Annotated in this window: 11 protein-coding genes; 5 read left to right on the top strand and 6 right to left on the bottom strand. The window is 65.5% G+C overall.

The window, feature by feature from the left end; translation table 11 throughout:
• Positions 1 to 310 precede the first annotated feature (310 nt).
• A complete protein-coding gene (selD, locus tag AC6H42_RS19925; RefSeq protein ID WP_057156072.1) occupies positions 311 to 1,354 on the bottom strand; it encodes a selenide, water dikinase SelD in 1,044 nt (347 codons plus the stop codon).
• A gap of 78 nt (positions 1,355 to 1,432) precedes the next feature.
• Here selD and senA point away from each other — a divergent pair, with 78 nt between their 5' ends.
• Together senA and AC6H42_RS19915 are read left to right on the top strand one after the other, a co-directional pair.
• The gene (gene senA, locus AC6H42_RS19920; protein ID WP_497548779.1) at positions 1,433 to 2,659 is read left to right on the top strand and encodes a selenoneine synthase SenA; all 1,227 of its coding nucleotides are present in this window, start codon (positions 1,433 to 1,435) and stop codon (positions 2,657 to 2,659) included.
• A 49-nt stretch (positions 2,660 to 2,708) separates the two neighbouring features.
• Positions 2,709 to 4,529 carry a DUF885 domain-containing protein gene (locus AC6H42_RS19915; RefSeq protein WP_057155605.1) on the top strand — a complete coding sequence of 607 codons (1,821 nt, stop codon included), beginning with the start codon at positions 2,709 to 2,711 and terminating at the stop codon, positions 4,527 to 4,529.
• Between the two features lie 24 nt (positions 4,530 to 4,553).
• Here the strand turns inward: AC6H42_RS19915 and AC6H42_RS19910 are convergent, their stop codons facing one another.
• The 3 genes from AC6H42_RS19910 to AC6H42_RS19900 form a co-directional block, all read right to left on the bottom strand.
• On the bottom strand, positions 4,554 to 5,786 hold the full coding sequence (locus AC6H42_RS19910) for a malic enzyme-like NAD(P)-binding protein (protein WP_497548778.1): 1,233 nt from the start codon (positions 5,784 to 5,786) through the stop codon (positions 4,554 to 4,556).
• 155 nt (positions 5,787 to 5,941) lie between these two features.
• The gene (locus AC6H42_RS19905) at positions 5,942 to 7,228 is read right to left on the bottom strand and encodes a Glu/Leu/Phe/Val family dehydrogenase (RefSeq protein WP_057155601.1); all 1,287 of its coding nucleotides are present in this window, start codon (positions 7,226 to 7,228) and stop codon (positions 5,942 to 5,944) included.
• Positions 7,229 to 7,389: 161 nt separating this feature from the next.
• A complete protein-coding gene (locus AC6H42_RS19900; protein WP_057155600.1) occupies positions 7,390 to 8,352 on the bottom strand; it encodes a LysR family transcriptional regulator in 963 nt (320 codons plus the stop codon).
• A 146-nt stretch (positions 8,353 to 8,498) separates the two neighbouring features.
• Here AC6H42_RS19900 and AC6H42_RS19895 point away from each other — a divergent pair, with 146 nt between their 5' ends.
• From AC6H42_RS19895 to AC6H42_RS19885, 3 genes are read left to right on the top strand one after another with little or no spacing between them, the layout of a single operon-like run.
• Positions 8,499 to 9,269, top strand: a complete 771-nt coding sequence (locus AC6H42_RS19895) for an aldolase/citrate lyase family protein (RefSeq protein WP_497548777.1) — start codon at positions 8,499 to 8,501, stop codon at positions 9,267 to 9,269.
• A 39-nt stretch (positions 9,270 to 9,308) separates the two neighbouring features.
• Positions 9,309 to 10,205 (top strand): 2-hydroxy-3-oxopropionate reductase, encoded by an 897-nt coding sequence (gene glxR, locus AC6H42_RS19890; RefSeq protein ID WP_497548805.1) that lies wholly within the window; start codon positions 9,309 to 9,311, stop codon positions 10,203 to 10,205.
• Between the two features lie 9 nt (positions 10,206 to 10,214).
• Positions 10,215 to 11,507 carry a glycerate kinase type-2 family protein gene (locus tag AC6H42_RS19885; protein WP_497548776.1) on the top strand — a complete coding sequence of 431 codons (1,293 nt, stop codon included), beginning with the start codon at positions 10,215 to 10,217 and terminating at the stop codon, positions 11,505 to 11,507.
• On the opposite strand, the gene AC6H42_RS19880 is transcribed toward AC6H42_RS19885, so the two are convergent.
• Both AC6H42_RS19880 and AC6H42_RS19875 read right to left on the bottom strand, forming a co-directional pair.
• On the bottom strand, positions 11,504 to 12,361 hold the full coding sequence (locus tag AC6H42_RS19880; RefSeq protein WP_057155596.1) for a hypothetical protein: 858 nt from the start codon (positions 12,359 to 12,361) through the stop codon (positions 11,504 to 11,506). The genes AC6H42_RS19885 and AC6H42_RS19880 overlap by 4 nt on opposite strands.
• A gap of 96 nt (positions 12,362 to 12,457) precedes the next feature.
• Positions 12,458 to 13,798 carry an MFS transporter gene (locus tag AC6H42_RS19875; RefSeq protein WP_497548775.1) on the bottom strand — a complete coding sequence of 447 codons (1,341 nt, stop codon included), beginning with the start codon at positions 13,796 to 13,798 and terminating at the stop codon, positions 12,458 to 12,460.
• Positions 13,799 to 13,807 lie beyond the last annotated feature (9 nt).

Below are 13,807 nucleotides of genomic sequence, written 5' to 3'. Positions count from 1 at the left end.
CGGTCGGTAGCGATAGCAGTAGCAGCGCGAAACCTCGGACGGTGCGTGCGGTGCTACGGTGCGTGTGGATAGCCGTGGTGGACATCGGTGCAAACTTTCCTGATTTGGGGGAGACTTGCGCAGCTTGTGGCCGGCGCAGGGGTACAACTGTGACGCGTTTTTAAGCGCGTGCTAGTAGGCGCGGCGCTAGCGATAGGGCGCTAGGAGCCGGCAGCAGGAAAGCGGATAGGTGCGGATGCGGGAACATGGGCTTTAATGTAAGGCAGCAAGTTCAACTCTGTCAAGCGAATTTGCTGCCTTGCAGCGAAGCTTACGACACAGTCACGCGCGCCGCGCCTGCGGCAGTCCTGCCCACCACGGCGGCGGCGTCGAAGCCCTCGCGCGCAAACAGGGCCAGCACCTCGTCCACGCTGGCCGGATCGCAGGCCACCAGCAGCCCGCCGGACGTCTGCGGGTCGGTCAGCAGGGCCTGCTGTGCCGGGGTGATGCCGGCCGACAGCGCCACGTCCTTGCCGTAGGCATCCCAGTTGCGGCCCGAGGCGCCGGTGAAGTAGCCGTCCGCGGCCAGCTGCGCCACGCCCGGCAGCAGCGGAATGCGGGCCATGTCCAGCTGTGCTTCCAGGCCGGCGCCGCGCGCCAGCTCCAGCAGGTGGCCCAGCAGGCCGAAGCCGGTGACGTCGGTCATGGCGTGCACCCCCGGCATGGCGGACAGCGCCTGGCCCGGTTTGTTCAGCTTGGTGGTGTTGGCGATCATGGCGGCGTAGCCGTCCGCACCCAGCTTGTCCTTCTTCAGCGCGGCCGACAGCACGCCCACGCCCAGCGGCTTGCCCAGCACCAGCACGTCGCCCGGCAGCGCGCCGGAATTGCGCTTGACCTTGGACGGATGCACCAGGCCCAGCACCACCAGGCCATAGATCGGCTCCACCGAATCGATGGTGTGGCCGCCGGCGATGGGAATGCCCGCCTCGGCGCAGATCGATTCGCCGCCCTTGATGATCTGGCCTATGGTTTCGATCGGCAGTTTGTTGACCGGCATGCCGACCAGGGCCAGCGCCATGATGGGCGTGCCGCCCATGGCGTACACGTCCGAGATGGCGTTGGTGGCGGCGATGCGGCCGAAGTCGAACGGATCGTCCACGATGGGCATGAAAAAGTCGGTGGTGGCGATCAGCGCCTGCTCGTCATTGAGCTTGTAGACCGCCGCGTCGTCCGAGGTTTCGATGCCCACCATCAGTTCCTTCGGAACCGGGAAGCCGTGGGTGTTTTTCAGGATTTCCGACAGCACGCCAGGGGCGATTTTGCAGCCGCAGCCGCCGCCGTGGGAAAAGGAGGTGAGTTTGATAGGTGTTTGCATAATGCCCGTCACGATATCACAAGCGCGCCGCATCCCGCAGGGCGGGCATGAACGTTTCAGGTTCGGTTACAATCGGCCATGCGCTCACTTCATGCATCATTTCGCCACGCCCGGCCCGAGCAACTGGCGGAGGCCTTGCAGCACGCCCGGGCCCACACGCTGGCGCTGTTCGAGTGCGCCGCGGCCGCCGGGCTGGATGCCGCCATCCGCGTGCCGCAGCTGCGCAGCCTCAATCCGCCGCTGTGGGAGCTGGGCCGCGCAGCCTGGTTCGCCGAGTGGTTCGTGCTGCGCGAAGCCACTTCCAGCCACCCGGCGGACGCTGAACCCAACGCCTTGCTGAGCAAGGGCGATGACTGGTTCGACGCCAACACCGTGCCGCACGCCGCGCGCTGGAACCTGGACCTGCCCAGCCCCGGCGCACTGAAAACCTATTGCCACGAAGTGCTGGACCGGGTGCTGGACCAGCTGTCGCGCTGCGGCGGCAGCGACACCGAGCTGTATCCTTACCGGCTGGCACTGGCCCACGAGGACATGCAGGGCGAAGCCATGCTGTCGTCTCTGCAGACGCTGGGCGTGCCGGTGCCGCCCGAGTTGGCGCGCGACGAGCCGAGCTGGCCGCAGCAGTCCGAAATCGGCTTCCCGGGCGGCACGCTGCAGATGGGCAGCCAGGGCGGGGGGGGCTTCGTGTTCGACAATGAACTGCAGCCGCATGCCTGCTACGTGCCGCCATTCCGCATCGATTCGGCGCTGGTCAGCAACGCGCAGTATGCCGACTTCGTGGCCGACGGCGGCTACGAGCGGCGCCAGTTCTGGAGCGCGGCCGGCAATGCATGGCTGATGCGCCAGGAACGCTCGGCGCCGCGTTACTGGCAGCGCGATGCCGGCGACGGCATGCGCGCCAGGGCGCAAGACATCTTCTGGCGCACCATGCGCTTTGGCCACCTCGCCACGCTGGCCGGCCCGGAGCCGGTGCGCCATATCAGCCTGTTCGAGGCGCAGGCCTACTGCGCCTGGGCCGAGCGGCGCCTGCCCACCGAAGCAGAATGGGAATACGCCGCGCTGTCGGGGCACCCGGCATTCCGCTGGGGCTCGCTGTGGGAATGGACGGCCACGCCGTTCGAGCCCTATCCCGGCTTCGCAGCGGGGCCGTGGCGCGAATATTCGGCGCCGCATTTTGCCACCCACCAGGTGCTGCGCGGCGCCTCGTTCGCCACGCCGTCGCGGCTGGGATCGGCGCGCTTCCGCAACTTCCACCTGCCGGGCAGGGACGATATCTTCGCGGGCCTGCGCACCTGCTCCTGGTAGGCGAAATATTGTTAAAATCAGAACCTGATTTTGCAATTGCGGAGAAAAGATGAAACGTGCGTTGACCTGGCTGCTGACGGCGCTGACAGCCATCGTGCTGGCGGTCGTGCTGCTGGTGACGCACACGTCGCATTTCAAGCCGCTGCGGCTGGACTGGTTCTACACGCGGGTGTTCGCCACCTTTGCCATGGACAGCCCGGAAATGCTGTCCTCCTTCGGCGTGCTGCCGCGCTGGCTGGATTTTTTCAGCAGCCGGCTGGACGACGCGTCGCCTGCCCATGCGCGCAAGGTGATGGCGGAGATGAAGGACAATCTGGCGGTGCTGGAGAGCTACGACCGCGAGGACCTGGACCGGGACGGCAAGCTGTCCTATGACACGCTGCAGTATTTCATATCCATGCAGGTGGAGGGCGAGCCTTACCTGTCGCACGTTTTCCCGGTTAACCAGCTCGACGGGGTCCAGGCCACGCTGCCCGATTTCATGGTCCAGGTGCACCGCATCGGCAGTGTCGGCGACGCTGAGAATTACATTGCGCGCCTGCGTCGCTTTCCGGCCAAGTTCGGGCAAGTGCTGGAACGGATGAAGCTCAGCGAAAGCAAAGGCATCGTGCCGCCGCGTTTCACCGTAGAGAAGGTGCTGCGGCAGATGCAGGCTTTCGTCGCCACCCCGCCGCCGCAGCACCGGCTGTACCTGGACATGCGCGACAAACTGGCGGCGCTGCCGGCCGGGACGCTGGACGAGGCCACGCGCGCCAGGCTGCTGGCGGATACCGAGGCTGCCCTGCAGGGCCAGGTCTATCCGGCTTACCGCGGCCTGATTGCGTATTTCGAGGCGCTGCGCGGCACGGCATTGACCAACGACGGCGCCTGGAGCCTGCCGCACGGCGACGACTACTATGCCTGGGCGGTACGCATGCACACCACCACCGACTTTACGCCACAGCAGGTGCACAGCCTGGGCCTGGCCGAAGTGGCGCGCGTGGGCGCGGAAATGGACGCCATCCTGAAGCAGCAGGGACTGGCCGGGGGCAGCCTGGGCGAACGCATGATGCGCTTGTCGGCACAGCCGGAGCAGAAGTATCCGGACACGGAGGCGGGGCGCGCGGCCATGCTGGCACAGTACCGCGCCATTATCGGCGAGGCCAGCAAAGGCTTGGGCACGGCGTTCAGCATGAAGCCACGCCTGGCCTTGAGGGTGGAGCCGGTGCCGGCCGCGCTGCAGGCGACCGCCCCCGGCGCCTATTACCAGCCCGGGGCGTTCGACGGCTCGCGGCCCAGCGTGTTCTTCGTAAACATGCGCACGGTGAGCGAGACGCCGAAGTTCGCCATGCGCACGCTGGCGCATCACGAAGGACTGCCGGGCCATCATCTGCAGATCGCTGTGGCGATGGAACTCGAGGACGTGCCGTTCTTCCGCAAGGTGATTCCGTTCAGCGCCTACCAGGAAGGCTGGGCGCTGTATGCCGAGCGGCTGGCCAGCGAGCTGGGATGGGAGAAAACGCAGCTCGACAAACTGGGCCGCCTGCGCGACGACATGATGCGCGCCACCCGTCTGGTGGTGGACACGGGCATCCACTACAAGCGCTGGACGCGCGAGCAGGCGATTGCCTACATGCTGGAGAATACCGGCATGCCGGAGGACGACGTGACGGCGGAAGTGGAGCGCTACTTTGTGTCGCCGGGGCAGGCGCTGGCCTACAAGGTGGGCATGCTGACCATGCTGTCCTTGCGCGAACACGCGCAGCAGGAGCTGGGCGACAAATTCGACCTGAAGGCCTTCCACGACCAGGTGCTCACGCACGGCGCCCTGCCGCTGAAGGTGCTGGAGCACGTTGTCAGCGACTGGGTGGCTATGCGCAAGCGCAGCTGAGGTTCGGCGTAAGCCGCCATGCTGTTAAATCAGCGATGCGCCCAGCTTGGCCAGGTGCGCGGCGTAGGTTTCCGCGTCCAGTTCCTTGCGCGCCACGCCGCTGCGGAAGGCGGCCTGGGCGATCTTCGGCGTCACGCCGACCAGCAGGCGCGGGTCCAGCAGGCCCGGCACCACGTAGTCCTTGCCGAAACGCTCGTCGCTGCGGGCCATGCCGGCCAGCGCCACCACGCAGGCGATCTTCATTTCCTGGTTGATGGTGGTAGCGCCCGAGTCCAGCGCGGCGCGGAACAGGTAAGGGAAGCATAGCGCGTTGTTGATCTGGTTCGGGTAGTCCGAGCGGCCGGTGGCGATGATGGCGTCCGGCGCCACTTCGCGCACCAGCTCGGGGCGCAGTTCCGGCTCCGGATTGGCCAGCGCGAAAATGATCGGCTGTTTGGCCATCGATTTCACGTCCGCCTGCGACAGCAGGCCGGGGCCGGACAGGCCCAGGAATACGTCCGCGCCTTCGATTACCTGCGACAGCTTGGTGGCAGGCGTATCGCGCGCCCAGGCTTTCTTTTCGCCGTCCAGTTCGCGCGCGGTGGTCAGCAGGCCCTTGCTGTCGCAGACGAAGATGTTCTCGCGGCGCGCGCCCAGCGACAGGATCAGGTCCAGGCAGGCGATGGCGGCGGCGCCGGCGCCCGAGCAGACGATCTTGATTTCGGCGATGTCGCGGCCGGTCATTTCAACCGCGTTCAGCAGGCCCGAGCCGACCACGATGGCGGTGCCGTGCTGGTCGTCGTGGAACACCGGGATCGACAGGCGCTCGCGCAGCTTGCGCTCGATGTAGAAACACTCCGGCGCCTTGATGTCTTCCAGGTTGATGCCGCCGAAAGTCGGGTGCAGCGCGGCGATGATGTCGACCAGCTTGTCCGGATCGGTTTCGTCGATTTCGATGTCGAAGGAGTCGATGCCGGCGAACTTCTTGAACAGCACCACTTTGCCTTCCATCACGGGCTTGCCGGCCAGCGCGCCGATATTGCCCAGGCCCAGCACGGCGGTGCCGTTGGTGATTACGGCCACCAGGTTGCCCTTGGCGGTGTACTCGTAGGCCAATGCGGGGTCGCGCTGGATTTCAACGCAGGGCACGGCCACGCCGGGCGAATAGGCCAGCGACAGGTCGTCCTGGCTGGCGACGCTCTTGGTGACGGCGATGGCGATTTTGCCCGGGCCGCCGGCCTTGTGATAATCCAGTGCCTTCTGTTCGAAAGTGCTCATGAAACGAATCCTTTAATATGCGAAAAACGCCTGCCCGAGCATAAGCCAGGGCAGGCGTGATGATGACTGAATGCGGCTAATATCTGATATTACCAACACTATCCGCGCGCGCGGTGCGCTTCCAGCCTGTGGATTTCACTTAGTCAGCGTGTTGATTAAGGATACAGGCCGCGCACTTCACGCGCTTGCAGCACGCGGGTGCACGCCAGGATGAAGGTCGCGGTGCGCAGCGTTACCTTCTTGTCCTGCGATACATCCCATACTGCGTTGAACGCGTCCTGCATGATGCGCGTCAGGCGTGCATTGATTTCGTCCTCGCTCCAGAAGAAGCTGGAGAAGTCCTGCACCCACTCAAAGTATGACACCGTCACGCCGCCGGCATTGGCCAGCACGTCCGGCACGATCAGGATGTCCTTGTCGGACAGGATGTCGTCAGCTTCCGGCGTGGTTGGGCCGTTGGCGCCTTCGAGGATGATTTTGGTGCGGATCAGCGGCGCGTTGGCGGCGGTGATCTGCTGTTCCAGGGCGGCGGGAATCAGGATGTCCGATTCAATGCCCCAGAATGCATCGCGGTCCATGAACTGCTCGATGCCGGGGAAGCCTTTTACGCCGCCCGTTTCCGCTACATGCTTGTGTAATTGTGCCACGTCCAGGCCGTTCGAGTGCACCACGGTGCCGGTGTGGTCCTGCACGGCGATGACTTTCGCGCCGGCATCGGCGAACATGGTTGCCGCTACGCCGCCGACATTGCCGAAGCCCTGGATCGCCACTCGCGCGCCCTGGATCGCCACGCCGCGCTTGGCCGCTGCCGCCTGGCCAACCACGAACACGCCGCGGCCGGTCGCCTCGCGGCGGCCCAGCGAGCCGCCCAGCGAGATTGGCTTGCCGGTCACGACGCCGGTCGACAGGTTGCCTTCGATCATGGCGTAGGAGTCCATCATCCATGCCATGACCTGTTCGTTGGTGTTGACGTCCGGCGCCGGGATGTCCTTGTTTGGGCCGATGATCAGGCTGATTTCGCTGGTGTAGCGGCGGGTCAGGCGCTGCAGTTCGCCACGCGACAGGGTTTTAGGGTCCACGCGGATGCCGCCCTTGGCGCCGCCGTACGGCACGTTCACGGCCGCGTTTTTCACGGTCATCCATGCCGACAGGGCCATCACTTCGGACAGGGTCACGTCCTGGTGGAAGCGCACGCCGCCCTTGCCCGGGCCGCGCGACATGTTGTGCTGCACGCGGTAGCCTTCGTAGTGGGCGATCGAGCCGTCGTCGCGCTCGATCGGCACGTCAACGGTCAGGATGCGCTTGGGGCGCTTCAGCGTTTCCACCCAGCGCGACAGGTTGCCCAGGTGCGGGGTAACACGGTCGATCTGCTTCAGGTACTGGCCCCAAGGACCGAGATCTTCTGGATTGAGGTAGGACGGCAGTGCGTGTTGGGTGGTCATGCTTGGCTCCTGTTTTATTCGATGGATTCTTCGTTCGACGCGGTGCTTGTGGCGTTGCGTTAGCGAGGCGAATCATAGGCTGGAGCCCTGCAAGGCGGCTAATGCTATATGCGCATCCGCTTATGCAAAAAAAGCATAACGTTACAATCGTTGAGTAAAAATTAACGTTCTGAGGCCGGCACGCGGCGCTTTTTGTCGGACGTTTTCTGCAGGCTTTCCAGATAGTCCCACAGCCGCGAAACGATGAATTTGCCGGGCCGCGAAGGCGAAGGGCGCTCCCGGTACAGGCGGATTTCCATTTCGATCTGCCAGTCCTGCACCCCGCCGTCGGCGGGCGCCAGCAGCTTCTGTTTTAGCTCGCGCGTGACGGCCGATTCAGGCAGGAAGGCGATGCCGCGTCCTTCCAGCGCCATCATTTTCAAGCCTTCCGCCATATCGGTTTCGTAGTGGTTCTCGAGATGCAGCGCGGTCTTGGTGTCCGCCAGGATCAGTTCCACCATGCGGCCCAGGTAGGCGTTGTTGGTGTAGGAGAGGAAGGGCAGCGGCTCCTGCCTGGTGCCGGGCAGCGTGAACTCGGGCGTGCGGGTCTTGTCGCAGCGGGCGTAGGCGCGCATGGCTTCGCGGCCCAGCACCAGCATGTCGTAGCGGCCCGGATCGAGCTGCACCGGCTGGCGCGGATGGTGGTAGCACAGCAGCAGGTCGCAGCCGCCTTCCACCAGCTGCAGCACGGCGTCGTGCACGTTGAGCGCCATCAAACGGCTGTTGATCGGCGCGAAGTCGGTCTCGAGCTGCGTGATCCATTTCGGGATGAAGGTCAGCGACAGCGTGTGCGGCACCGCCAGGTCGATGCTGTTCATGGCGGCGGCGCGCTTGTTGCGCAGCAGCTCGCGCACGCCGTTGATCTGGCCCAGCATTTCCAGCGCCTGCTCGTAGAACACCAGGCCGGCCGGCGTCAAGCGGGTGGGGTAGGAGGTGCGGTCCACCAGGTCGGTGCCGAGCCAGTTTTCCAGCGACTGGATGCGGCGCGAGAAGGCCGGCTGCGTCACGTGCCGCTGCGAGGCGGAGCGGCTGAAGTTATTGGTCTCGGCCAGCGAGATGAAGTCTTCCAGCCATTTGGTTTCCATGCTTGATCCAGCGCAAACGAGAGAGTGCGATTGTATTTCATTTCTTGCGCTGCTACTGCATTGCAGCATATACTAAGTCAAGTCATATGACGACTGACAACTTAGTGTTTGTACAAATATCACCAACCTTTCCAGGGAGCAGTGGCATGAGCAAACGGATCAACCATTTCAAGCGGGCGCTGAACAGCGGCACCCTGCAAATCGGCCTGTGGTCTGGGCTGTCGAGCAACGTCACGGTGGAGGTGCTGGCCAATGCGGGCTTCGACTGGCTGCTGCTGGACATGGAGCACTCGCCCAATGAGCTGCCGATGGTGCACTCGCAGCTGCAGGCGATTGCGCAGGGAACGGCCCAGCCCATCGTGCGTCCGCCCTGGAACGACACCGTGGTGATCAAGCGCCTGTTGGACGTGGGTGCGCAAACGCTGCTGATACCCTTCGTGCAGAACGCGGAAGAGGCGCGCCAGGCGGTGGCCGCCACGCGCTATCCGCCGCTCGGCGTGCGCGGTTTCTCAACGGGGGCGCGCGCCTCCGACTATGGCCGCGTGGCGGACTACTGGGCCACCAGCGGCGACGATATCTGCGTGCTGCTGCAGGTGGAAACACCGGAGGCGATCGCCAATATCGAGGAAATCGCGGCAGTGGAAGGCGTGGACGGCATCTTCATCGGCCCGGGCGACCTGGCCGCCTCCATGGGCCACCTGGCCAACCTGAAGCACCCGGACGTGGTGGCCGCGATTGAAGGCGCGGTGCGCCGCATTGTCGCCACCGGCAAGGCCGCCGGAGTGCTGATGGGGGACGAGGCGCTGGCGCGGCGTTACATCGCGGCCGGTTGCACTTACACTGCGGTAGGCAGCGACATCGGCCTGCTGGCGCGCGGCGCGGAGGCGCTGGCGGGAAAATTCAAGAACGCCGCCTGAGCGCGGCCCATCAAGAGGAGCAGGGATATGAGTAAGGGCGTGAGTAAGGTAGGCTTTATTGGTCTGGGCATCATGGGCGCGCCGATGGCGGCGAATCTGCTGAAAGGCGGCCACGAACTGTTCGTCCTGCAGCGCAAGGCGCTGCCGCCCGAACTGGTGGAACTGGGCGCGGTGGCCTGCGCCAGCAGCAAGGAAGTGGCGCAGAAGGCCGAGGTGATCATCCTGATGGTGCCGGATACGCCGCAGGTGGCCGAGGTGCTGTTCGGCGAAGGCGGCGTGGCGCAGGGCCTGAGCGCCGGCAAGACGGTGGTGGACATGAGCTCCATTTCGCCGATTGAAACCAAGCAGTTCGCGGCCCGCATCAATGCGCTGGGCTGCCAGTACCTGGATGCGCCGGTATCCGGCGGCGAAGTGGGTGCCAAGGCCGCCACGCTGACCATCATGGTGGGCGGCAGCGAGGAAGCCTTCAACGCTGTCAAGCCGCTGTTTGAACTGATGGGAAAAAATATCACGCTGGTGGGCGGCAATGGCGACGGCCAGACCACCAAGGTGGCCAACCAGATCATCGTGGCGCTGAACATCGAAGCGGTAGGCGAGGCGCTGCTGTTTGCTTCGCGCATGGGGGCCGATGCCGCCAAGGTGCGCCAGGCGCTGATGGGCGGGTTTGCCGCGTCGCGCATCCTGGAAGTGCACGGCGAGCGCATGATCAAGCGTACCTTCAATCCCGGCTTCCGCATCGAGTTGCACCAGAAGGATCTGAACCTGGCGCTGAGCAGCGCGCGCGCCATCGGCGTGAGCCTGCCCAACACGGCGACGGCGCAGGAGCTGTTCAATTCCTGCGTCTCGCACGGGGGCAAGGCCTGGGACCATTCGGCGCTGGTGCGCGCGCTGGAACTTATGGCAAACTACCAGATCGGCGACCAGCTGCCTGAATAGGATACGTCCATGACATTCCAAGCCACTTTATTGCGCAGCATGTTCGACGCCGCCGTGGCGGCGGCGCAGCCCGGACTGTGCCTGCCCCGGTTTTTGCCGGAACCGCCGCGCGGACGCACCGTGGTGATCGGCGCCGGCAAGGCGTCGGCCGAGATGGCGCGCGTGCTGGAGCAGCATTGGCCGGGCCAGTTGAGCGGCCTGGTGGTGACGCGCTACGGCTATGCCGTACCTTGCCAGCGCATCGAGATCGCCGAAGCGGCGCATCCGGTGCCGGATGCAAAAGGGCTGGAGGCGGCGCGCCGCATCCTCGCCTTGGTGCAGGGGTTGACGGTAGACGACCTGGTGATCTGCCTGATCTCTGGCGGCGGCTCGGCGCTGCTGCCGCTGCCGCATGCGGGACTGGACCTGGCCGTCAAGCAGGAGATCAACCGCGCCTTGCTGCAGAGCGGCGCCACCATAGGCGAGATGAACTGCGTGCGGCGCCACTTGTCCGCCATCAAGGGCGGACGGCTGGCGGCGGCATGCCACCCGGCGCGGGTGGTCACGCTGCTGATTTCGGACGTGCCGGGCGATAACCCGGCCGACATCGCGTCCGGCCCCACCTGCGGCGACGCCACCACCTGTGCCGACGCGCTGGCCATCCTGCAGCGCTACGGCATCTCGGTGCCGGAGGCGGTCACGAAGCTGCTGGAGTCGGGCGCCAGCGAAAGCATCAAGCCGGGCGATCCGCGCCTGGCGCGCAGCGAGATCCGCCTTATCACCGCGCCGCAGATCGCGCTGGAGGCGGCCGCCGAAGTGGCGCGCAAGGCCGGTATCGTGCCTTACATCCTGGGCGACAGCATTGAAGGGGAGGCGCGCGAGGTAGGCATTGTCATGGCCGGCATGGCGCGCCAGGTGGCCATGCGCGGGCAGCCGTTCGAAGCGCCGTGCGTGCTGTTGTCCGGCGGCGAAACCACGGTGACGATACGCGGCGGCGGCAGGGGCGGGCGCAACGTGGAGTTCCTGCTGTCGCTGGGGGTATCGCTGAACGGCCACCCCGGCATCTACGCCATCGCCTGCGATACGGACGGCGTGGACGGACAGGAAGAAATCGCCGGCGCCATCATCGGGCCGGACATGCTGGAGAAGGCATGGGGCCAGCGCATCAACCCCCGTTTGAGCCTGGCCAACAACGACGGCCACGGCTTCTTCCAGGCGATAGGCGCGTCCGTGGTGTGCGGGCCGACGCTGACCAACGTAAACGACTTCCGCGCCATCTACGTCGAACCGCAGGCTCGAACGGCGATGAGCAGCAGTGACTAGAAGTGGTATTCCGCGCGTACCATCGGGGTGCGCGCGGTGGCGCCCGGATTGTTCTTGTCGCTGTTGCCGAACTTGTTCTTCCAGAACTGGTACTCGATGCCGACCTTGAAGGTGTTCTTGGCGGCGCCCACGGCTGCGCTCATGTCGTACATGATCTGCATGTCGATGTTGGTTTCCGGCTTGGTGGCGGCGCCGAATTCGTTGATGCCCTTGTGGCCGATGAAGTTGGCGAAACCTTCAAAAGACAGCGGGATGCCGGCATTGAAGGGGATGCCCCACACCAGGTTCAGCATCGGATGCACGTCGTAGTCGTAGCGCGGCGTGCTGGTTTTCGAGAAGCCGCTGTAGGGCGCGTTGCTTTCCCACAGAGCCAGCAGGCTGACGTCGAGGAAGCCCGGCACGTCCAGGTTGAGCGTGGGACCGGCAACCAGCATGCGCTTGCGGGAGTTGTAGCCCGCGTCGTGCTTGGTGTTGAAGTCGAAGCCGGCGGTGAGGCCGAGGCCACGCACGGGACCGGCCTTGAAGTGCTTGCCGGTGACTTTGCCCAGGTCCAGCGTGTGGCGGTACAGCACGTATAGTTCGCGCGCGCCGTCATCTGAGCCCACGCTTTTCGGATCGGTCTTGTCGGACAGCAGCAGGTCTGCGCTGATGAAGTTCTTGCCGTAGGCGTAGCCGTTGACGTGGCTCAGGTTGACGATGTTCTTCTTGATGTCCACCGGGTTGAACGGCTCGGCGAAGTGGGTGCCGTAGCGGTAGCTCAGCGCGGTGTCGCTCCAGTCGAGCGCTTGCGCGGCGCTTGCGCCCAGCAGGGCCAGTGTGGCGAGAATAGTATGGTTGATTATCTGCTTCGGCATGCGCTGTTCTCCCCGGGGTTGATGCACCCATTGTGTACGAAAAGACGGGCCCCGGGGAGGAAGCGTGGCGAAAGCGAGACGGCTTGTCGGCCCGCCCTATCGGGACGGCAAGCCGATGCGGGCCATGGGCGTGAGCAGCCACGCCAGTGCGCTGATGGCCAGCAGCAGCGCGCTGCCGCCTGCAAACAGCTGCGCCAGTGTGATCACCTTCAGCAGTGCACCGATGGCGGCGGCCGAGAGCGGCGCCAGGCCCATGAAGATGAACATGAAAATGCTCATCGCGCGGCCCAGCATGCGGGGCGGCACGCTGCCTTGTATCCACGTGAAGACGGCAATCTGCATGAAGCCCGCCAGGGTGCCCGCCAACAGCAGCAGGGCCGCGCCTTGCCAGGTGGCGGTAATGGCGCCCAGCGGCGCGAGCAGCAGCGCCACGATGGCGTCGATGGCGAGCAGGGTGGCGCCGAATCCGCCGAAACGCAGTTTCACGCCTGTGCTGGAAAGCGCCATCCCGAGCAGCATGCCGGTGCCGTGCGCCCCACTCAGCATGCCCAGCGAGGCGGCGCCGTGCAGGTTCTGGCTGGCCAGCAGCGGCAGCGCGACTTGCATGGCGCCGCCGACGAACACCGCCACTAGTGACCAGTAAATGAAGCAGGTGCGCAGCGCCATGTCGCGCCAGACGGTCAGCAATCCTTCGGCCACCGAGCTGAATATCGATTGCGGCGGGCCGGCCGGCGGCGTGGCGGCCGGGCGCAGGCGCACCCGGGCCAGGGTCCAGGCGGTGAACAGGAACGTGAAGCAGTCGAACGCAAAGGCCAGGCCGATGCCGATCGCACCGGCCGGCGCGTGCAGCGGCGCGCCGGCCGCGGCGCCGCCATGGCCATGCGCGGCGTGGCCTGGCGCGGCGGCGCCGCCGTCGCCTGCCAGGGCGATCAGCAAGGCGGCGAGCACGGGGCCGGTCAGCATGGTGAGCTGGCGCATGCCCATCATCGCGCCGTTGGCGGCCTGCAGGTGCTCTGACGGCACCACCTGCGGCATGATGGAGGTGCCCGAGGGGATGGAGAATGCCTGCGCCAGCCCCAGTCCGAGCGCCAACGCATACAGCAGCGGCAGCGACAGCAGCGCAGGCGCGAACAGCACCAGCCAGGCCAGCACGCCGAGCAGCGCGGCATTGGCGTACTTGGTCAGCATCAGCACGCGTTTGGGCGAGTAGCGGTCCACCAGCGCGCCGCCGACCAGCATGAACACCGCGCGCGGCACGCTCATGATGGCAATCGCCGCGCCCAGCGCAAGCGGGTCGCCGGACATGGTCAGCACCAGCCAGGGCAGGGCGATCATGGTGAACTGGTCGCCGAAGCCGGAGATGACGCCGCCGCCGAGCAGCCAGCGAAAGTTCTTGTCGCCCAGGATGGGCGAGCGTGGGGAGCGTGCTTTGGTCATGGCCCGGCC

Source organism: Massilia sp. NBRC 108631, assembly GCF_059704565.1.
The sequence above is the reverse complement of the archived record's forward strand: the minus strand, read 5'-3'. Positions and strand labels throughout refer to the sequence as shown.